Annotated in this window: 16 protein-coding genes and 1 pseudogene; 11 read left to right on the forward strand and 6 right to left on the reverse strand. The window is 54.2% G+C overall.

The features are described from left to right. Positions 1-77: 77 nt before the first annotated feature. Positions 78-1,553: pseudogene (locus tag NYE48_RS01550) on the reverse strand (glycoside hydrolase family 20 zincin-like fold domain-containing protein); the annotation flags it as partial. Positions 1,554-1,836: 283 nt separating this feature from the next. Between NYE48_RS01550 and NYE48_RS01555 the strand changes: the two are divergent. Further along, a complete protein-coding gene (locus tag NYE48_RS01555; RefSeq protein ID WP_340996457.1) occupies positions 1,837-3,159 on the forward strand; it encodes an MFS transporter in 1,323 nt (440 codons plus the stop codon). Next, entirely contained in the window at positions 3,131-4,039 is a 909-nt protein-coding gene (locus NYE48_RS01560) for a polysaccharide deacetylase family protein (protein ID WP_340996459.1), read from the forward strand. Before NYE48_RS01555 ends, NYE48_RS01560 begins: the two co-directional genes overlap by 29 nt. Positions 4,040-4,146: 107 nt before the next feature. Here NYE48_RS01560 and NYE48_RS01565 read toward each other — a convergent pair whose 3' ends face one another. Further along, positions 4,147-5,508, reverse strand: a complete 1,362-nt coding sequence (locus tag NYE48_RS01565; protein WP_340996461.1) for a sensor histidine kinase — start codon at positions 5,506-5,508, stop codon at positions 4,147-4,149. Continuing rightward, complete coding sequence (locus NYE48_RS01570; protein WP_212949435.1) at positions 5,505-6,218, reverse strand: response regulator transcription factor; 714 nt, start codon at positions 6,216-6,218, stop codon at positions 5,505-5,507. The genes NYE48_RS01565 and NYE48_RS01570 overlap by 4 nt, the downstream gene beginning before the upstream one ends. A 205-nt stretch (positions 6,219-6,423) precedes the next feature. Between NYE48_RS01570 and NYE48_RS01575 the strand changes: the two genes are divergently transcribed. Both NYE48_RS01575 and NYE48_RS01580 read left to right on the forward strand, forming a co-directional pair. Then, entirely contained in the window at positions 6,424-6,591 is a 168-nt protein-coding gene (locus tag NYE48_RS01575) for a hypothetical protein (protein ID WP_340996464.1), read from the forward strand. Positions 6,592-6,722: 131 nt separating this feature from the next. Further along, on the forward strand, positions 6,723-7,442 hold the full coding sequence (locus tag NYE48_RS01580; protein WP_340996466.1) for a hypothetical protein: 720 nt from the start codon (positions 6,723-6,725) through the stop codon (positions 7,440-7,442). A 178-nt stretch (positions 7,443-7,620) separates the two neighbouring features. On the opposite strand, the gene NYE48_RS01585 is transcribed toward NYE48_RS01580, so the two are convergent. Next, positions 7,621-9,039 (reverse strand): sensor histidine kinase, encoded by a 1,419-nt coding sequence (locus tag NYE48_RS01585; protein WP_340996468.1) that lies wholly within the window; start codon positions 9,037-9,039, stop codon positions 7,621-7,623. Further along, a complete protein-coding gene (locus NYE48_RS01590; protein ID WP_036715623.1) occupies positions 9,029-9,757 on the reverse strand; it encodes a response regulator transcription factor in 729 nt (242 codons plus the stop codon). The genes NYE48_RS01585 and NYE48_RS01590 overlap by 11 nt, the downstream gene beginning before the upstream one ends. Positions 9,758-9,921: 164 nt before the next feature. Here NYE48_RS01590 and NYE48_RS01595 point away from each other — a divergent pair, with 164 nt between their 5' ends. The 6 genes from NYE48_RS01595 (at position 9,922) to msrA (ending at position 17,366) form a co-directional block, all read left to right on the forward strand. Beyond that, positions 9,922-12,198, forward strand: a complete 2,277-nt coding sequence (locus NYE48_RS01595; protein WP_340996469.1) for an MFS transporter — start codon at positions 9,922-9,924, stop codon at positions 12,196-12,198. Between the two features lie 245 nt (positions 12,199-12,443). Further along, entirely contained in the window at positions 12,444-13,541 is a 1,098-nt protein-coding gene (locus tag NYE48_RS01600; RefSeq protein ID WP_340996471.1) for a threonine aldolase family protein, read from the forward strand. 243 nt (positions 13,542-13,784) lie between these two features. Further along, positions 13,785-15,173: a hypothetical protein gene (locus NYE48_RS01605; protein ID WP_212949443.1), complete on the forward strand. Its 1,389-nt coding sequence runs from the start codon at positions 13,785-13,787 to the stop codon at positions 15,171-15,173. Positions 15,174-15,341: 168 nt separating this feature from the next. After that, positions 15,342-15,959 (forward strand): hypothetical protein, encoded by a 618-nt coding sequence (locus tag NYE48_RS01610; RefSeq protein WP_036715160.1) that lies wholly within the window; start codon positions 15,342-15,344, stop codon positions 15,957-15,959. A gap of 163 nt (positions 15,960-16,122) precedes the next feature. Continuing rightward, positions 16,123-16,653, forward strand: a complete 531-nt coding sequence (locus tag NYE48_RS01615) for a carbohydrate ABC transporter permease (protein WP_340996475.1) — start codon at positions 16,123-16,125, stop codon at positions 16,651-16,653. 77 nt (positions 16,654-16,730) lie between these two features. After that, a complete protein-coding gene (msrA, locus tag NYE48_RS01620; protein WP_036715159.1) occupies positions 16,731-17,366 on the forward strand; it encodes a peptide-methionine (S)-S-oxide reductase MsrA in 636 nt (211 codons plus the stop codon). Positions 17,367-17,373: 7 nt separating this feature from the next. On the opposite strand, the gene pdxR is transcribed toward msrA, so the two are convergent. Beyond that, complete coding sequence (gene pdxR / locus NYE48_RS01625; RefSeq protein ID WP_212949445.1) at positions 17,374-18,768, reverse strand: MocR-like pyridoxine biosynthesis transcription factor PdxR; 1,395 nt, start codon at positions 18,766-18,768, stop codon at positions 17,374-17,376. 108 nt (positions 18,769-18,876) lie between these two features. Between pdxR and NYE48_RS01630 the strand changes: the two genes are divergently transcribed. Then, positions 18,877-19,509 (forward strand): LysE family translocator, encoded by a 633-nt coding sequence (locus NYE48_RS01630; RefSeq protein ID WP_340996479.1) that lies wholly within the window; start codon positions 18,877-18,879, stop codon positions 19,507-19,509. Positions 19,510-20,091: the final 582 nt, after the last annotated feature.

Raw genomic sequence — 20,091 nt, forward strand, 5'->3', positions numbered from 1 at the left:
TTCGTTCCGTCGGCGAACGGCGTGCCGACATCATCGTTCAAATGGATTTGGAACGTGTTCATTTTGTACCAGGACAGCAATTTGACGTAGCTCCGGAGAAAATCGATCGTGTAAAATTTGCGCGCGACGTCGATCATCAATCCGCGCTGCGCATATTTCGGATAATCTCTCGCTTCCCCCTTCGGGATGGTGCGGTCCGGATGCTGCTTGAGAATCTGCAGCGCGGTCCGGGTGCCGTAAAACGCCCCTTTGGCGGAAACGGAGGAGATCGAAACGTAGTCCCCGACCCGGAACAGGTTGCCTTCTTCGCCGAGCCATGCGAGGGACGGATCGATGGACAAATACAAATCGCCTGTTTTCGGTTTGCCGGCCACGACTTTGAGATCGTATCCGGTCATGTCGAGCAAATCCTCGCGGGTCAGCTCGGCCGCGTTCCGCAAAGCCGCTTCGTCCTGCGGATTCACGACGATGCGCGACGATTTTTTGAGCGCAAACCGGCCGCTGTCTCCGTACCATTCCTGCAGGGAAGGGATGACGTCGGGCTCGGAGTTGCGGTCCGGGGTTTGCTTATGCAGTCCCGGCACCACGACCGGTATGTTCCCCGAGAGCAGCTTCCGGTCCGGGTTTTTCCCGTCTTCCACCTGCACGATCAAATGGACTTTGGCATCGACCAGCGGCGTGCGGATTTGGCCGTCCATGCCGATCACCGGCAGGCGGTCGCTTCCGTACAAGCTGACCCGGTACCCTTCCGGCACGCCAGCATCTGACCAGTCCAGCTGCGTTTGCCCCGGCCGGACGGTTAACGCGGCGGCGACGTTGTCGATGATCGATTGCAGGTCGTGCAGCTGATAAACCTCGAATTCATAGAAGGAATACCCGTACAGCGTGCCTTCCACAGGCGCCCGTTTGACGCCTTGGAATTTGACGTAGCGCGCTTCGCGCAAAGCGAAGTCGATCGTTTCGACGCCGCCTTTGCAGGAGATGATGCCGTCGTTGGCCCGGATGTTCTCCCAGTTTTCGCCGTCGACCGATACGAGGATTTTATAAGAGTCGGCAGGGGTTTGCCAACGGATCACGACGCGGTCGATTTCCCGGGGTTCGCCGAGATCGACGTAAAACCATTGGTCATCCTGCAAGGCGGAGGACCATCTGGTGTTTCCTTTTCCGTCCACGGCCAGCTCCGGATTCAGATAATCGACTTCGTTGCCGGAAGCGAAAACGGGTTGGTGAAGCGCCAAATTGGTTCCGCCGAATGTGGATGTTGCGGCCAAACCGGCTTCGCCTGCCTGCGGCCCGTTTGCAGATCCGCCGGGATCCTGTCCGTATACGTCGTCGGTGACGCCGGCAGGTTTTTCGGTATCGTGTTCTCCGGCAGCCGGGGGCGGCAAGTCCTTTGAGGCGGCGGACATGTCCTGAACTTCAGGTTTCGCGAGCGCCGCGGTCGGGTGGACGGCAGGCATCAGCAGGACGGCTGCCAACAACATTGAGAAGGCTTTCATTTTTGTTTTCTTCATTTGTCCCTCCATAATGGTTTTGTTTGATGGAAAAGCCATACACAGCAAAACTTGCAGGGAATTTGCCTTTCATGATGAGATATTTGGATGATAAATCCGCCTTAATAATATAACGCGGTTGATTTTACCGGCAATATACAGTTGATGACATCGGCAAGGAATTTTCGTTTTTATGCAAATTTAATACGGGGGATCAGCCTTACGGAAACGGCTTCCCGTCCAAGCCCTGCGGATCATAAAGACTTCCTGGCAAGGAAGGTAATATCTCCCGGCCGTTGAATAAGATAAAACAAGTTATTTTACGGTATGGGGGGAATCGCGCATGCAGCGCAAATGGGTCAATTCGCCGTACATCTTCGCCCTCGGCATGTTTGCCATGATGGTGCCGAGTCAGGCGTTCAGCTCATATTACAGCTTTTTTTACGTGGAGAAGCTGGGTCTCGGCATCGGACTGGCGACGCTGGCCCGCACTATTTTTCTCGTCTGGGATGCGGTCAACAACCCGCTGTTCGGGCACTGGTCGGACCGGACCCACACCCGCCTCGGAAGGCGGCGGCCTTGGGTGTTCGGCGCCATGCCGCTGTTTATGCTCACGTTCATCATGGTGTTTTCCCCGCCGGGAGGGCTGTCGCAGAACGGCTTGTTCGCCTGGTTCCTGACGGCCTTGGTTTTGTTCGAAGCCGTTTCGACGGTGCTGTGGGTCAATTACGGGGCGTTGTTCCCCGAGCTGTATCACGGCGACCGGCTGCGCGCCAAAGCCTCCGCGATCCAGCAGAGCTATCAAGTCGTCGCGCTGTTGATCGGTTCGGCGCTCACGCCAATCGTTTTTAATGCGCTCGATTTTACCAACATGTCGATTATTTACGCCTTCGTGTTCGGCATTGCGATGCTGGTCTGCATGCTGGGGGTCCGGGAGCGCGAGGAATACAGCGCCGGCGAACCGCTAAAGCTGGTGGCCGCGTTTCGGGAAACGCTTGGCAACAAAAAGTTTTGGCTGTTTAACATTTCGAATTCATTTGCCCAGACGGTGAACGGCTTGATCAGCTCGATCATCCCTTTTTACGCAAAATACGTGCTGAAAATCAGCGACGCGCAGGTGACGCTCATCATGGCCGCCGTATTCGTGTCAGTTATCCCGCTCGTGTTCGTCTGGTATTGGATATGCCGCAAGCTGGACGGGGTGAAGGTATGGAGGCTGTCGCTCGCCGTTTATGCCGTTTCCGTGCTGCCGCTTTGGTTCGGGTTTAACCTGGTCAGCGGATTGCTGGCGGGCATCGCCGTCGGCTTCGGCCTGGCCGGTTTTTTGGTGACCCCGGCGATGGTGAGCGGGCGGATCATCGACGAAGACGCCGAAAAAACGGGGCTGCGCCGGGAAGGCATCTATACCGCGGTCGCCGGATTCATTACGCGTTCCAGCGGGTTGATATCGGCGCTTGCGTTTTTGGGCGTAGGTCTGGTGTTCGGGTATGAAAGCGGCGACAAACCGGGCCCGAATCCGGAAATGACGTTTCGCGTGCTGATCAGCGCGGTGCCGTTCTGTTTGCTGCTGATCTCGATCGCGATATCGCTGCTGACCCGGTTTGAATTTACGACGCATCGGAGAGGGGATGTAACGCATGGGGAAAAAACTCATCCTCAATTGTGACGATTTCGGGCAAAGCCCGGCCTTGAATCAAGCGATCATGGCGCTGCTGGAGGAAGGGAAGGTATCGTCGGCGACGATCATGACGGTGGCTCCCGGGTTCGAGGAAGCGGCCGCATGGACCGCCAAACGGCCCCAGCCCAATGTCGGACTGCATCTGACGATGACAAGCGAATTCGAGGCGCTCCGCTGGCGCAGCCTGACGGGCGACCGGTCGCTGCATGACGACAGCGGATATCAATACCGCACCGTAAAAGAGTTCGAGCAAGGCGCGGCTACGAGGGCGGTCATGAAAGAAATCGACGCGCAGTACGGGCTGGCGCGGAAGGCCGGCATTGCGGTCAGCCATGTCGACAATCATATGGGGAGCCTGTACGGCATGGAAACCGGGCGCAGCCTGCTCCCCCAGACGTTGTGGAAGGTATCGCGCTGGAAGCTGCCGATGCGCTTTTTTCGCCGCATTTACAAGGAGGATCCGCTGCTTGGTTCCTTGGAGGGCATCGAACGGCCGGTGGCCCAAGTGGCGGCGCTGGCCGACGCCTTCGGCGTGCCGATTCCCGATTACTTGCTGTCGCATCCTTTTGCGGTCGAGGACGGGGAAACGTACGACAGCTTCAAGCAGTCGATCATCGCCAAGTTATACCGGTTGCCCGACGGCGTCTGCGAAACGTACATTCATCCCGGCGTTCCCGATCCCTGGATGCAGGAGCATATCCCGAATTATGAAAAGAGAGTGTGGGAATACCGCCTGCCTTTTGATGACGATTTTGCTTACGCCCTGCGCGACGCCGATGTCGAGTTGACCGATTACCGGTACGTGCAGGAGCATTTAAAGCGGCCGCGGCTGCGTTCCGGGCTGAGGCTTGTGAAGCTGCTGCGATAAGAAGCGGCACGATATAGAGCCAAGCGACCGTTGATCCGCTGCGGAGGCTCTTGGATATACCCACAAATAAAAGGAGGATGCCGATGCATCCTCCAATCGATTTCCAGCTACCCGGCTCCGGGAAACTGCAGCGAAATTACCGCGCCGCCGCCGCGGGCGTTGCCTGCGCGGATCAAGCCGCCGCACCGCTCGACGATTGCGCGGGAGATGGCGAGGCCCAAGCCGGATTCGCCGTCTTTGCCTTTCACGAAACGGTGGAACAGATAGGGCAGCAGGTCCTCCGGAATACCCGGCCCGTCGTCGCTGACGCGGATCACGATTCGCCCGTCGCGGGTTTCGGCATGAATGTAAATATGCTGCCGCGCATAACGCACCGCATTGGAGACCACGTTCAGCATGGCTTGCAGCAGCTTGTCGCGGTCTGCGCGCAGCGTGCCGGCATGAAGCTTTCCGCACTCCGTATGCAGGATGATGCCCTTTTTGACGAGCAGCGGATTCAGCCGCTCCACCGTCTCCGTCAGCAGCTCCCGCACGCAAATCTCCTCGTCTTTGAACACGTCCTCTTCGCTGTCCAGCTTGGCCAGCAGCGTCATTTCGGTCACGAGCTTTTTGAGCCGCGCGCTTTCGTTCATGATGATATCGAGCCCTTTCCGCACGTTGTCCCCTTCAAACACGCCGTCGCGAATGCCCTCCGCGTACCCGGAGATGGACATAAGCGGCGTTTTTAGTTCATGGGACGCGTTTTGGAAAAACTGCTTTTGGACATGGTTGAAGCGGTTCAGCTCCTTGGCCATGTCGTAGACCGATGCGGCGACCGAGCCGATTTCGCCTCCGGCTTTGATGAAGGTAACGTCCGCGAAACGGCGTTCCTTGACTTTGGCGAGCTCATCGCGAAGCCGGATCAACGGCCGGATGAGTTTTCTCGTAATAAATAGGCTGAAGAGAAACATCGCGAGTCCCGCCGTGCCGAAAATGATCAGCAGCCGCTTCAGCAAAGCCTGTTCGATCATGCGGATTTTGCTCATCGGCGTATACAGCGTCAGTTTCCCCTGAGGGGTCAGTTGATCGACCGTAATGTAGTTTTTATCGAAGCCGTCGAGGATTTTTTGCGCGCTCTGCGCTTCCGTACTGCTTACGGCCGCCGCCAAAGGCTGCATGTGTTTCATTTCAAGGGGGGATGGGGACATTGCGATGATGCTGCCCGTCTTGTCGGTCAAAATGGCGCTGATGCCGGCCTTCGAGGGGGTGACGGGCATTGCCATCGTTCCTTGTTTGGCGGCACGGCTCTCCAGGGGGAGAATTTCCATCTTCAGCGAGGTCGTCATCTCGACGCTCATCGCTTTCAAATCCTCTTTTTGCGCGCCGATCAGATGGTCGAGCAGCACGTAATGCAGGACGAATCCGGCCACGACCAGCACCAGTACCAGCGCGATGCCAAACGCGAGATTGATTTGGTGAACGAGTTTCATAGGGATTGATCGCCTCCATCATGTCTCATCCGGTAACCATGCCCCCATACCGCTTCGATGGGAAGCCGGCTTATTTTTTTGCGCATCCGTTTGATCAAATGGTCTACCGCCCGGTCGCTGCCAAAATAATCTTCGCCCCATACATAGGTCAGCAGCTCGTCCCTCGTAAAGGCGCGGTTCGGATTTTCCGCAAAAACCTGCAGCATCGCAAACTCTTTGCTGGTCAGATCCACTTCCTCTCCGTCCCAAAAGACGCGGCGCTCTTCCGGCAGCAGCTGCAGGCGGCCAAGCCCGACCCGGACGGGGGAAGATGGCGGCTGTCCTTCCGGACCGTTCAGTTTGTACCAGCGCTGCAGCTGTCTTTTGATGCGGGCGACCAGCTCGCGCGGGCTGAAGGGCTTGACCATATAATCGTCGCTGCCGAGTTCGAGGCCCAGGATTTTATCGACTTCATTGTCCTTTGCGGAAATCATGATGATAGGCACTTCCGCTTCGCTGCGGATTCGTCTGCAGAATTCATACCCGTCCATGCCGGGAAGCATGATATCGAGCACCCACAGATCCGGCGGACTGCTCCGCCACAGCTCCCATGCTTCTTCCGCGCTAGCCAGCCCGACGGTGCGGTAGTTTTCCTTTTGCAAAAAAGCTTCGACCAAAAGGCGTATATTCGTATCGTCATCCACGACGGCGATGGTATATTGGTTATTCATGTTCAAATCCTCCCGTTTCTCTTCCTCCAGTATACCAACGGGCGGGCCTCCAATGGAAAATGCCATCGTTTTTCCATAAATCCGCAGGCGGCCTGACAATCGCATGACACAAACCCTCCCTATACTTGGACATGCAGGCACCGGCCGCCGGTTCGGGCGATGCCGCCAAAGGCGGCCTAAGGCTGCCGCAAAAGGAGGAAAAACGATGGACGAAGAATTTCGCGATCCGGAGGCCCGGTTTCGGGCAGCCCTCAAAAAGACATGCCGGATAACGGGTTTGGTGCTGTTTTGCTGGTGCGTCCTTTTTGCTTGTTCGGAGGCTGCCGTGCTGGCATTCGACATCATTGCCGAGACGTTGGCGGAATGGCTTTGAAGCTGAAGGAATTTCATCTTGCCCGCCGGCCGGGCTTACGGGTGCCATCGTTTTTCCATCGATCAAGCCATGCTTTGCCATCCTTTTTAGGTACACTGGGACGTGCAAACCAATAAAAGGAGTGTTGAACCATGAAGATGCAAAACATACTTAAAAAGACGGCCTTGTCGGCCGCCATGTTGTCCGCGGTTGCCGCGCCGGCGATCACCCATGCCGACAGCGCGCCAAAGCCCGAGGCACCGGCCGCAAAAATCCAGGCCACGGCGGCCGTGGTCGGCGAAAACGGCAAGCCGCAAAACATCGTCATTTCCAGATTGACCGACCCGCTTGAGCTTGCGAAACAATACGCGCCCGAAACGGTGGAGGACTGGCGGAAAACGCTTGCGCAATTCGGAAAAACGGCGCTTCCGGTCAGCGACAAGGATATCCGCATCGACAAGCTGTCCGTGGCGGTGAAAGTCGCCGAGGCCGGAGCCGGAGCCAAATCCGGCGATGCCGAGCCGTCCGCCCCGTTAGCGAAGGCGGTTCCTGCGGTGAAAATGATCAAAGTCATCGAAAAGGAAGCCGAGGGCGGAAAGGTTACCTTTGAAACAGTCATTCCCGCAATCCAGTTGGACGCATCGTCCAAAGATCCGAAGCCGGTTGCGGAGGATCGGGCGGAACGCGGGGCCCTTACGGTTACGATGATGGCCGCGGAAGCGAAGGAAGCGGACGCCGCTTTCCCGAAAGCATGGGCTGCGCTGGCCAAGGCTGAGGAATCCAAAGATGCGGATGCCATCCGGGCTGCGCTGGCCGACCTGCTGCAGCAGTTCAAGCAGGCCATCGCGGAGCAGGAAGCGGCGGCGAAATAAGGATCGGGAAAATCCTCTCTTCAACAACTCGGATAGATAAAACATGCTGTAACATACTCAAGGAGATCGTAAAAAACCCCTGGCTTTGCCTTCACGGCGAAGCAGGGGTTTTTGCGCGGAATGCGCCTACAATGTTGCCATCCGGATGCAGACATTCGAAACGGCATGGCTTTGGGCGTCAGTTCACGCGGCTGTCGATCTTCGGCAGCGTTAAAGCAAACCGAGTCCGGTTCCCGCCCGTATCCAGCGCGAGACTGCCGCCGTGCTTCGCCGCCACATGCTTTGCAATCGTCAGCCCCAAGCCCGTTCCGCCGTCGCTTTTCCTCGCGGCGTCGCCGCGGACGAACGCGTCGAATACGCTGTCCCGCAATGCGTCCGGAATGCCGATGCCATTGTCGGACACTTCGATGCGCACTGTCTTGTGCCCGTCGAGGAGTACCAGCTGCACATGCGTTCCCGGCGGATTGTATTTCAGCGCGTTGGCGAGCAGGTTAGAGACGGCTCGGTACAGCAGCTTATCGTTAAAAGGCACGATCACCTCCCCCGGCGGAATATCGCACTCGAAGAGCAACTGCTTCTCTTCGAACGGATCGTAATAGTCCACCGCCATCTCGCGAAGAAATTCCGCCAGATCGAGCGCTTCTTTGATGACCGGGTAGTCCGGACTTTCCAACTTGAAAAGCTCGAACATATCTTCAAGGAGTTCGGCCACAAGCTCCGCCTTGTCGTGGATCCGGCGGATCGTCCGAAGCTTTTTCGCCTCATCCTCGACCATGCCGAGCTGAAGGGCCTCGGCGTAGCCTTGGATTGCCGTGATCGGCGTTTTCAAATCATGCGAAATATGCATGAGCATCTGCTGCCTGCTTTCCTCCAGCAGGCGTTTATCCGACTCAGTTTGTTCCAGCTTTTCGGCCATTGCGTTAAAGCTTTCCTGAATCTGCACCAGCTCAAAGCTTGCCTTAAATCGGAGCCTTTTGTGGTACAGCCCGCCTGCCACGCTGCGTATGCCCGCCGCGATGGCGCTTAACGGATTCGTCAGCCGAACAGCGGTCAACCGGCTGTATACCAAAACGTTAAACCCGAACAGGACCAGGAACAGGAGTCCTGCCTCCGCCGAAGCCTTCCAGAAAATCGCCTGGTTCTCCGTTGTTTCCACGAGAGGGGCCATCTCTATTTTTACGTTGTTTTTCGGCAGCCTGACCAAAGCGTAACGAAGTTGTCCGTCATCGTTGCGGAACGGGGCAATCGACGTATAATACGGATTTTGCTTTTCGTCGTGAAATAATCGGTTTAGTTTCTCTTCCGTGTAGGAAGAGGGTACGCCTGCTCTGCTGCCTTTGATTTCGATCACGCGCAGCCCTTCGTCGAGAATCTCCACCCAACCATGGAGCGCTAAAACAGCCTCTAACGGCATATCATCCGTATGGGGCCGAACGATTTCTCCGGCTTGCAGCGGAGATGCCCCTTGCGAAGGCATCCGCTCGCTCGTACGCTCGACGAAAAAAAGCAGAACCAGCAAAACGCTGGCCCCAACCGTCAGCGAAAAGAAAATGTAGTTCCGGAGCAGCATCCCGGACAACGTCGATTTACCTCGCATGGAGCTCCTCCCGTTTAGCAAACCGGTACCCGAGTCCCCGAACCGTTTTCAGATAAAAGGGCTCGCGCGGGGAGTCCTCGATCTTTTCGCGGAGCCTGCTGATCTGGACCATGATCGTATTGTCGTCGGCGATATACGGGTCTTCCCATACGTTTTCGAAAATTTGTTTTTTCGTATAGATTCGGCCCGGCCTGCCCATAAACAGCTTCAACAGCTTATATTCGATGGCGCTGAGCGCAACCGGCTCGCCTCGTTTGTACAGCATGCACGCCTCATGATCCAATACCAGCTCGCCGAACCGCGTTTCGGCCGGCTCGTCCTCGGCCGGCGCGGGAGCCGGAGCCGAATCGTTAAATTCATACGTTCTCCGCAGCTGCGCCTGAATGCGCGCCACAACCTCCAGCGGGCTGAACGGTTTCGTAATAAAATCGTCGGCGCCGAGACTGAGCCCCGCAATTTTATCCGTGTCCTCGCTTTTGGCCGACAACACGATCACCGGCAGTTTGGAATGCCGGCGTATCCATTGCAGCAGCTGGTAGCCGTCAAGGTGCGGCATCATGATATCGACCACGGCCAAATCGACCGCGGCCCGCGAGAACAGTTCCATCGCTTCGTGTCCGTCTTTGGCTTCGAGAACGTCAAAATGTTTTTCAAGAAAAATCTTTAACATATCCGCAATATCCGGATCGTCGTCGACAAGCAAAATCGTCTTGCGCACCATCCCACCTCCCTGTACCCGTACTGTTCGAAGCCTGTCAGCCGAATTCCTGCGTTGTAAGGTTATTTTAAGAAAAGGGAAAGCCGTCGGAAAGAAACGGTGCTTACAATTAGGCCATGCCAAACGTTTTGGCCATCGAATTGATGAGGAAGAGAGGTTGTTATATGGCGAATACGGAGCTTGAATCCACTAAACGGACGGTGAAAGGGTTGGCGTGGTTTGCCCAAATCATGACCCGGAACAAGCGTTTTGCGCCGCTTGCCCCGGGCTGGAAAGGAGCGATGATACTACTGGCCGCCCTTGTTTGCCCGATTTTTTTCATGCAGGGGTATTTTCTCATCGGGGAGCGTGGTTTGGGCGATTACTTGACCGGCGTCGTCTTGTTTATGCTCGCGGTCGCCCTTATTACCGGTGTGCTGGCAGGGCTGCTGCACTGGGCGAAGCGGATGCCGACACGTTATGTTTGGCTCGCACTGGCTTCATTCTGCCTGTTGATTGTCAGCTTCATCGGCCCGGTGCAGCTCATGTTGGCCACGGCTTTGTCGATGGTTGCCGCCTTCTCCTTGTTGGGAGCGATTCTGTTTCGATGGGTCACGGGAGCTTACCGTAAAGCCAAAACGATCGCGAAAGTGACGGCCGTATCCGCTGCGCTCGCCGCGATCGCTTTCATCGCCGTCGGCGGATGCTGGCTGGCAAGCGGCGGGAACGCGGAGTTGGCAAAACCGTACCGGCTGAAAACGATGAAACCGGCGGACCGTTACCCAGCAGCGATGGAAAATCCGGCGAAACCCGGCCCTTTTGCCGTCAAAACATTGACATACGGCAGCGCAAACAGCTATCGGAAGGAATTCAACGCAAAGGATTCGCTCGTAACCCGGCAGGTGGACGGTTCGGCCTTCGTGAAAAATTGGTCTTCGATCCGAACGCATACGTTCGGGTTCGGGCCGGAGGCGATGCCTCTGAACGGGCATGTCTGGTATCCCGACGGCGCCGGGCCATTCCCCTTGGTCGTGATCGCGCATGGCAATCATGTGGCGACCGAGTATTCGGATGTCGGATACGCATATCTTGGGAATCTGCTGGCAAGCCGCGGATTCATCGCCGTGTCGATCGACGAAAACTTCCTGAACACGTCCCCGTACGACGACTTGTTTATGCTGAATGTGCTGGAGAAAGAAAATCCGGCCCGGGGCTGGCTTATGCTGCAGCATTTGAAGGTATGGGACGGATGGAATAAAGCGAAGGGCAACCCGTTTTACGGCAAGGCGGACATGAGCCGGATCGCATTGATCGGCCATTCCCGGGGCGGAGAAGCAGTATCGGTCGCTGCGGCTTATAACAGGCTGTCCGCCTATCCGGAGAATGCCAACATCAAGTTCAGCTACAACTTCGGCATACGTTCGGTCGTATCGATTGCGGGCACGGACGGGCAATACAAGCCTGCGGGGCAACCGACTGTCCTGAAAGACGTCAATTACCTGGCTTTGCAGGGCTCGCATGACATGGATGTCAGCTCGTTCGACGGGGCGAGCCAGTTCAGCCGGATTCGCTACACGGGAAGCGGCGATTATTTCAAATCGTCGGTTTACATGCACGGAGCAAATCATGGGCAATTCAACACGGTATGGGGGCGGACCGATGGCGCGGGACTCGGCAACAAACTGTACAATATCGCGCAGCTTATCCCCCAGGAGGAACAGCTTCAGGCAGCCAAAGTGCTGATTTCCTCGTTCCTTGAGGCGACGTTGCATGAAAAGAAAGAATACGGCGCCGTCTTTCGGGATCTTGGCCATGCCCGGGAATGGCTGCCCGATACGATGTATATCAGTAATTACTGGGATTCGAAAACGGCCCTTGTCGCAAGTTTCGACGAAGACGCCGATCCCGGCACGACGACGCTGCATGGCGGACGGCTGGTTGGCGAGGGATTGAAGGAATGGAAGGAGGAGAAGGTCGAGATGAAGTTTGCCCCCGCGGAGTACGGTGCCGTAAGTCTTAGCTGGGAACGTGCGCCGGGCGCCAGACTCCCCTCCTACACAGTCGTTCTGCCTGGCGGCGAGTCCGGCATCCGGTCGAACGGCGCCATCGTCTTTTCGATGGCGGACCGGGATGACAAGAAAAAAGCTTCCGGCAAAAACGAGCTTGTCGATTTAACCATCAGGGTCGAGGACAAAAACGGCAGCCGGGCGGAATTGCCGCTGAGCAGCGCCGGCAGCCTGCTGCCGATGTTCGAAGGCAAAATCGTAAAGTGGCCGTTTGCTTCCGCTCTGCCGATCAAAGAGCCCGTGTTTCAAAACTTCGCCTTCCGGCTGGCCGATTTCAAGAAAATCAATCCAAGTTTTCAGCCGGAGCAACTGCAAAAAATCGTCTTTGCGTTCGATAAGACGGATCAAGGGACGGTGCTGATCCGGGATATCGGTATCCGGAGCGGCTCCGAATGACGATACGCGAGTTTATTTATGCATGCGGCCTTAGCCGCAAGCGAAGTTTTACAGTAAACTAGTAGATAGCTATGTATCAACCGGCATTGGGCGTCGATGCGTAACGAATAGGAACCGTCGGCGGGTTGATCGATTTAGCGGAGAGAGATTGCGGGGACCAACGCCAGGCTGGCGGAGCAAGGTTATAAAAAGACATGTCGGCCGTAAAACGACGATGGTGCACGCTATACCGGGGGGATGATCGTATGAGCGGCGGTAAAACATTGATGGAAGCATTCGAGCAGGCGGCCTATCCGCTGGGCGGCCACGGGCCGCGTGATGTTCAGGTGCTCCGGCAAGCTTTTGAAGAGGTTCCGGGCTCCATGAGCAGCGATATGTACGGCAAGGGGAATGTAATCGAGGATTTTCAGGATAAAATGGCGTCCTATCTCGGCAAGGAGGCTGCGGTATTTTTTCCGAGCGGGACGATGGCCCAGCAAATCGCGCTTCGCATCTGGTGCGACGAAAAAGGGCTCAAACGCGTGGCCTACCATCCGCTTTGCCATTTGGAAATCCACGAGCAGGACGGAATGAAGGAGCTGCATCATATTGAGGCGGTTCTGCTTGCGGACAAAGAACGGTTGATCACGCTGGACGACGTGCGGCAGATGGAAGGCGAGATATCCTGTCTGCTCCTGGAGCTGCCGCAGCGCGAAATCGGCGGCCAGCTGCCGCCGTACGGGGAGCTTGAGGCGATCTCCGCCTATTGCCGGGAAAAAGGAATCCGGCTGCATTTGGACGGGGCGAGATTGTTCGAGATTACCCCTTACTACAATAAATCGGCTGCGGAAATTTGCGCGCTGTTCGACAGCGTGTACGTATCCTTTTATAAAGGAATCGGCGGGATCGCGGGAGCGATTTTGGCGGGAGACGCCTCGTTTACGGAGCAATCGAAAATTTGGAAGAGACGCCACGGCGGCGATCTGATCAGCCTGTATCCGTATATCGTCAGCTCGGAATACTATTTCGACCGGCGGATCGGCAGCATGGCGCGGTATTACGGGGAAGCCAAGGAGATTGCGGCTCTGTTCAACGCCTGCGAAGGCGTGTCTACCCGGCCGGAAGTGCCGGTATCGAACATGTTCCATGTGCATTTCAGGCTCCCGGAGGAGAAGATCGCCCCGATCCTGGCAAATATCACCGAAACGACGGGCGTCGGGTTATCCTCCTGGCTGCGCGGAACGGAAGCGGGGTCGTGCTTTTTTGAGATCAGCATCGGGGACCGGTATGCAAACGTGCCGAAGGAGAAAATCCAGGAGGCCTTCCGCTTGTTGGGAGAGCTGATGGAAGAAGCAGTGAATTAGTTTAGCGTAAATTTTGGGCAGCCTTGGACAATGGCGACCGGGGCTGCTTGCTTTGTTCAGTAAAGAAAATAATCCCAAAATAAAATAAATTAGGTATATAGGAATAAATTATGTAACTATTGTAGGTTTAATAGTGTTCTATTAAGTAGAAACAACAGTAGTATCGTTAAAAAATGGAGGTGAAAATTCTATAAAGCAGTATTGTTCGAATATAGGAAAAAGCCAATGAAGGAGATGAATACCATGAAGAAAGGAATAGCGAGTTTTCTTCTTGCAGCAGTACTCATGATAACCTTAAGCTTTCCAGTACAGGCGCAAAGTATTGATGATGGAGAAGTTATTGCTAAGGGTGTAGCTTTGCCAATCCCTACCTTTAATCAGCTTTATGGCACACCTTCAAGTTCAGACAATGCAATTACTAATTTAGATAAGAATGTAACCGCTAACATCCATGATATTCAGCTTCAAGATGCTAATCTTAGCTTTAAAGCTGAAATAAACTACAATAACCAAGTTAAAGAATTGGATGCTACCGGCAAACTTTTCAAAGGCTACAAGCAAGAAGATTCAATCAATAGCATAGTGGGGGATATTGAAGATAAAGGGAACCATTTTGGTATTCTTTTATTCGAAATCTATAACGACAAAGCCCCTGATAAAGTAATTACAAATGACAACTTGGCGGAAACGCCACATTTAAAACTTTACTTGACGGACCAAGAAGATAATGTCATCCTTCTCGAAATGGAGCTACCTGAACAATTAGCGCATGTAACCGTCACAAACGACGAAGCAATCGATACAACAAAGGATTTCTTCTGGTTTATCAACGTTATTAAACCCTATGAGAAACGTAATATTCCTACAGATGATAAGATGAAGAAAATGCTGGGGGTAAATCCAACTGAGGTGTCACCTACGGCTGTGGGCTATTTTAGCGATTGGACCCACAGCACCACATATTATCAGTCATTTTATATTGGTTCCGACTTTGTACAAACGTATTCTTTGCCATATGGTTCATGGAAGGCCTTGGATGTTACCAACCAGTCGACTTGGACAAACAGTTTTAAAATAGCTGAGCATACAACGGTTAATGGGGTAACAAACCGAAGTATCGATAATCCGTTCAGATATCGGAATGTCAAACTGTCCACCGGTGTTGGAGCGAAGTCGACGATCGTTTTTGCAATGACTGATGGTAGATTAAGCAGTTATGCAACAGGGTCATCGCTAACACTTAAAATTGCAGAAAAATTATGGTCTACTGCATTACCGGCTGCTCCATCAATAAGTGATATAAAGGGGTGGATCAATGCGATCGTGGATGCAGGAACCGATAAAACCGTTACGCTAGGATCTTCCAACATAAAATTAAATTCAAACCCTACAGTTGTAGAGGGGGCGAATTCCAAAAACTATGATATGTATCGATATACGGATATTAACGGTGCAAATACAGGTCATAATATGGTTCTTCAGACAACTGTACAGTATGACAGCACTACAGGAACTTCTGCAACGGCTAATGGTGTTATGAAAGTAAAGTGGGACGTATATTATGGGGCTACGGGTTCGCTATATGATTCAAGTAGTAAAGATATTTCTTTCACTTATAGCGTGAAGCCTTAAGGGGATAATAGATGAAAACGGCGGTGTATTATTGCCGCCGTTTTTGTTGATTCACGATGCAGCGACCTGTTGTATAGAATATTAAAACGGCTATGGTATTCAGATGGAAACTTCGTTATGTTTTGTATGTATAACAAGTGAACAAACCACCGATCCGAGGTGAATGAAATGAAACTCACGTACCGGACGCTCCGACATTTTACTCCCCACTTCGTCATGTTGGCGGCGATCATCATCCTGTCCATTTTCTCCATCACGCAGTACAGGGCCAAGTTCATGTATGAACAACATATTTCCGCCGGGTTGGAGAAGGATATGAAGCTGCTTGAGACGACGATTCGAAGCGATGACGCATTGTACCGAGAGATTTTAAAAAATGGAACGATGACGAAGGAACAAGTCCATGCCCTTATGACGAACCATGAAAAAATAAACCATATTATTCTGGATTACCGGGAGTTCGCGGTCCGATTCAAATTCAGGCATGAAGACTATACGTACGACAAAAGCTCATTAACCGCCATTCAAATTGCGCGTCTTTTTTATGATTGGAAGCTTGAAAATGATTCGCTCGGTTCAGCAAATAAACCGATCATCGAGCAGCTGCAAGCGCTGAATGCGGTATGGCTTTCCGCGGCTCCCTCCGAGGAAACGTCATTTCGTCTTTCAGATCCATCTTGGCTGTCGATGCTCGACCGGATCGAAACGGGGACACTTGATTTTCTTAAGCAGCATAATCTGAATACATTGGAAGACATTTGGCTTCACCGCACGGAAGTTCATTAATAAAGCCCCGTCCTTCGGACGCGGGTTTCTATGGTTTTTCCACGGCGGCATCCTTTGAAAGCGTTTACAGTTTATCGAATGTCAAGTAATATATCAAACAAATGCCGGAATATTCCATGATGTTATCCGATGAAAATTAAAACGCTTAAAGCGGGGTGACCATGTGAAACAATGGCTGGGGAGATCGCTGAAGCATAAGCTTTCACTGCTGATGATCATGACCACGCTCGTCCCTCTTTTTCTCATGATGAAAAACATCGGCCTGCTCGATACCTACGGCGCCTTGATCCTGCCGTACACGGCGTTCGAGCTGCCGATCACGGTGTTTTTGGCGATCGGGTTTATGGCGTCCACACCGCGCGAGATCGAGGAAGCCGCCATGATCGACGGAAGCGGCTGGTGGATGATATTCGGCCGGATCATTTTCCCGCTGTGCACGCCGATCGTCGCCACGATCTCCATCCTCGCCTTTTTAAGGTTTTGGAACGATTTTTCCTTCGCGCTCGTGTTCATCAATTCGCAGTCGCTCAAAACGCTGCCGCTCAGCCTGCCCCTGTTCTCCGACGGCTTCGGCACGGATTACGGCCTGACGATGGGCGCGATGGCGATCGCGGTCATTCCGACCATCGTGATCTATTTGATGATGCAGGAGCGGATCATGAAAGGCATGGTAGCGGGTTCGATCAAGGGTTGACCGGGTTTGGAGATTCCGCGCAAGTGGTATATAGTGATACCTGATTAAAGGCTAAAAGAGCCCGGGAGGTATCTGCAATGAATGAAATTCACACCGAAACCGCCACGCTTGCCATGGGCTGTTTCTGGGGGCCGGAGGCGCTTTTCGGCGCCTTGCCCGGCGTCGTCCGGACCAGAACGGGTTATGCCGGGGGAACGGCGAGCGACCCGACATACCGCCATATGGGCGACCATACCGAGACCGTCGAGGTAGATTTCGACCCGGCGGTTTTGGCGTACGACGACATATTGCGCGTATTCTGGAACGGCCACCGCCCGGAAAATATCAACAGTTATAAAGGAAGACAATACCAATCGATGCTGCTGTACCGGAGTCCGGAACAAAAGGACGCGATCGAACGGGTGCTGGAAGAACGGCGCGTTTCGGGGAAGGGGGAGCCGGCGACGGAAATACGCCCGTTTTCCGTTTTTTATGCAGCAGAAGAGAGGCACCAGAAATATTATTTGAAGCGGTACCCGCATGCGGTGGAACGACTGCTGACGCTGTATGGCTCCATCGCCGAGATGGACCGCTCGACGCTGGCGGCTAGGCTGAACGGCCTGGCCAAAGGTTATGCCAACCGATCCGGCGTACTGGAGGACATCAGCCGCTGGCCGTTGCCGGAAGAGGAACGGGAGCGCATCGCGGCCTGCGTCGGAAGCATTCGCTGGTAGCCCGCTTTTACAGCACTTCCCGCAGCAGCGTTTGCAGTCCCCGTTCGATTTCCTTTTCCGTTAAGCCGGCGAAACCCAGCAGAAGCTGGACGCGGCCATCGTTTTTGGGCGTTTCATAGAACATGGAGGCTTTGTACACTTTCAAGCGGCGGTCGGCCGCTTTTTTGATGAGCTCGTCTTCCGTCAGGTCCGTTTGGATCGTCAGAATGACATGCAGCCCCATGGTTGTGTCGTTGACTTGGACGAAAGGGGGAGCGTAATTCCGCACGGCTTCCCTGATCTTCGCCATCTTGCTTTTGTAGATGCTGCGCATTTTTTTGATGTGGGCTCCGAAATGACCTTCCTCCATAAAATAATGCAGCGTCCGCTGGTGGATGCCCGAAGCGCAAGGCTCGAACAGCAGCTTTTTTTTCTCATAATGCGGCAAAAGCGCGTTCGGCAAAATCAGGTACCCGATACGAACCGACGGCAGCAGCGCTTTGGAGAAGGTTCCCACGTAAATCACCCGCTCGTTGTCGTTCAAGCTGAACATGGCCGGAATCGGCTTTTGTTTATAGCGAAATTCGCTGTCATAATCGTCTTCGATCAGATAGCCGTCTTTCTCCTCGGCCCAATTCAGGAGCGCCAGCCGATGTTGGATCGGCATGATCATCCCCAGCGGAAACTGGTGGGAAGGCGTGACGTACAACAGCCTGCTCCCGACCTGACGGAGACTTTCGAGATGCACGCCGTTCGGGCCGACGGGGACGGGTTCGATCCGGTAAGACAGCTCGCGAAACACGTCTTTCGCTCCCGCGTACCCCGGCTCTTCGAAGCCGATGGAATCAAAGGTTCCGCCCAAAATCGCGCCCAGCAAATACATCAGCTGCTGCGTGCTGCTGCCGACGATGATTTGCTCGGGGGTTGCCCGGACGCCGCGGGATTGAAACAGATAGGCTGCAATGGATTGCCTGAGCAGAAGATCCCCCTGACGGTCCCCGTAAGTGTAGATGGAGGAATCTTTTAACGCGCGGTTGGACAGGAGCCGCCATTTTTCGATGGGGAAATGTTCCGGATCCACGGCCCCGAGGCGAAAATCGATCCGATCCGCCGGAGCTTCCTCCTCCGTCTGCGAGCGGACTTGTCGAAGGTCGGGCGGCAGGGCTTGGCTTAGCGGCAGCGGCTCCACGTAATAGCCCTTTTTGTTTTCGCTGCGGACATAACCTTCGGCAAGGAGCTGCTCGTATGCAAGCTGCGTCGTGTTGCGGCTCAGGTTTAGCGAAGCGGCCAGATTCCGGATGGAAGGCAGACGGGCGTCGGGAAGCAGCCGGCCCTGCATGATTTCGTTTTTCAAATGCCGATACACCTGGACGTACCGGGGAACCGGGCTGTCGGGGTCGATGTGGAAAATCAGCTCTTGCATAAAGCGTTGCACCTCATCTGTCATTTTTGAAAAGTATAAACTATACCTTTTTGAAATGACAATTGTCGGGTATGGTAGGTCTATACTTGAACAATGAACGAGGGGTGCATGGAACTGCTGTGGTGGAGTAGCGTCATGTTGGGCCTGTCGGTAGCGATTCCGGTTGGACCCATCACGATCGAGATGATTCGGCAAGGATTAAAAAAGGGCTTTTTCCATGGCTGGAGCGTGGGACTCGGCGGGATGACGGTGGATGTGCTTTTGATGATCCTCCTGTATTGCGGCGCATCGGCGTTTTTGACGGCTCCGGTCATTCAGCAAGCGATGTGGATCGTCGGGGCGGTCTTTTTGTTTGTTGTCGGATACGGCAGCATCAAGGAAGCATCGGCTTTTCATGCCGGCGGAGAAGGAGCGTCCCCTGACAAAACCTGGTTATCTTCCTACGGGAACGGTTTTATGGTCGCCGTATCGCCGGGGAATATCGTGTTCTGGCTGAGCGTATTCGGCACGCTGCTGGCCGACAGGCTGGGAAGCACGGGGCAAGCCCATTTCTGGACCATGGCCGCGGGCGTCATTTGCGGCATTGCGATCCATGACGTGGTTTTGATGCTGCTTGTGACGCATGCGCGGAGGCTGATCGACGGGAAGTGGATGAAGCGGTTTTCGATTGGCGCGGGCCTGGCGTTGATGTATTTCGGGGGCATGTTCGTTTGGCGGTTTGTGCAGTCCCTGCAGCTGTAGTTTTGAACAAGAGGCTTCCGGCCCCAAGAAGGGCGGAGCCTTTTTGCGTTTCGCCGGGATGCTCGCGCCAATCTCCGTCGGACCGCAGCAAGCGGCTGCATGAACGAGGCGAACGCCAAGCTGCAGATGATTATGATACAATTCAACGAAATCAGATACATATTCCGGATACGATTTTCATCTTCGGAACGGAATGGTATGATGGTTATGCCAATTTTCACCTACACTATTCAAAAATCCTCACGAGCCCTTGAGCTCGATCATACCGGTTTTCTGCTCCCGATGTGACATTTTTCTGCTTGCAGCAATGCTCTCCCAACGTTCTTCTACTGAATCCCAGCAACGTTTCCGAAGTCTCCATCATAATTGAAAACGCTAACATAGAGGAGAGACAAGCTTGGTTTTCCCGACTTTTTAGCGGATCTACATTCCAGCCCGCAAACGGAATCGGCGTTTCTTCCTTCGTTTATGCAGGTCAGGCCGGGTTTTTCCGTGGTTTTGCCGTGCCGACATGGTTACTTACATCCCTTTGACATAAAGCCAGGAGTTTAAGGAAAAGGAGGTGGCCGGAGCAAATTCAGG

Origin of the sequence: Paenibacillus sp. FSL M7-1455 (genome assembly GCF_038004655.1) — a bacterium.
GTDB classification, from domain to species: domain Bacteria; phylum Bacillota; class Bacilli; order Paenibacillales; family Paenibacillaceae; genus Paenibacillus_AQ; species Paenibacillus_AQ cookii.

Excerpts from the sequence above, each read along its gene's own strand:
- NYE48_RS01580 (WP_340996466.1), top strand. The coding sequence starts at position 6,723 with ATGAAGATGCAAAACATACTTAAAAAGACGGCCTTGTCGGCCGCCATG.
- NYE48_RS01630 (WP_340996479.1), top strand. The coding sequence starts at position 18,877 with ATGGAACTGCTGTGGTGGAGTAGCGTCATGTTGGGCCTGTCGGTAGCG.
- NYE48_RS01575 (WP_340996464.1), top strand. The coding sequence starts at position 6,424 with ATGGACGAAGAATTTCGCGATCCGGAGGCCCGGTTTCGGGCAGCCCTC.
- NYE48_RS01555 (WP_340996457.1), top strand. The coding sequence starts at position 1,837 with ATGCAGCGCAAATGGGTCAATTCGCCGTACATCTTCGCCCTCGGCATG.
- pdxR (WP_212949445.1), bottom strand. The coding sequence starts at position 18,768 with ATGCAAGAGCTGATTTTCCACATCGACCCCGACAGCCCGGTTCCCCGG.
- NYE48_RS01585 (WP_340996468.1), bottom strand. The coding sequence starts at position 9,039 with ATGCGAGGTAAATCGACGTTGTCCGGGATGCTGCTCCGGAACTACATT.
- NYE48_RS01565 (WP_340996461.1), bottom strand. The coding sequence starts at position 5,508 with ATGAAACTCGTTCACCAAATCAATCTCGCGTTTGGCATCGCGCTGGTA.
- NYE48_RS01570 (WP_212949435.1), bottom strand. The coding sequence starts at position 6,218 with ATGAATAACCAATATACCATCGCCGTCGTGGATGACGATACGAATATA.
- NYE48_RS01595 (WP_340996469.1), top strand. The coding sequence starts at position 9,922 with ATGGCGAATACGGAGCTTGAATCCACTAAACGGACGGTGAAAGGGTTG.
- NYE48_RS01600 (WP_340996471.1), top strand. The coding sequence starts at position 12,444 with ATGAGCGGCGGTAAAACATTGATGGAAGCATTCGAGCAGGCGGCCTAT.
- NYE48_RS01560 (WP_340996459.1), top strand. The coding sequence starts at position 3,131 with ATGGGGAAAAAACTCATCCTCAATTGTGACGATTTCGGGCAAAGCCCG.
- msrA (WP_036715159.1), top strand. The coding sequence starts at position 16,731 with ATGAATGAAATTCACACCGAAACCGCCACGCTTGCCATGGGCTGTTTC.
- NYE48_RS01610 (WP_036715160.1), top strand. The coding sequence starts at position 15,342 with ATGAAACTCACGTACCGGACGCTCCGACATTTTACTCCCCACTTCGTC.
- NYE48_RS01605 (WP_212949443.1), top strand. The coding sequence starts at position 13,785 with ATGAAGAAAGGAATAGCGAGTTTTCTTCTTGCAGCAGTACTCATGATA.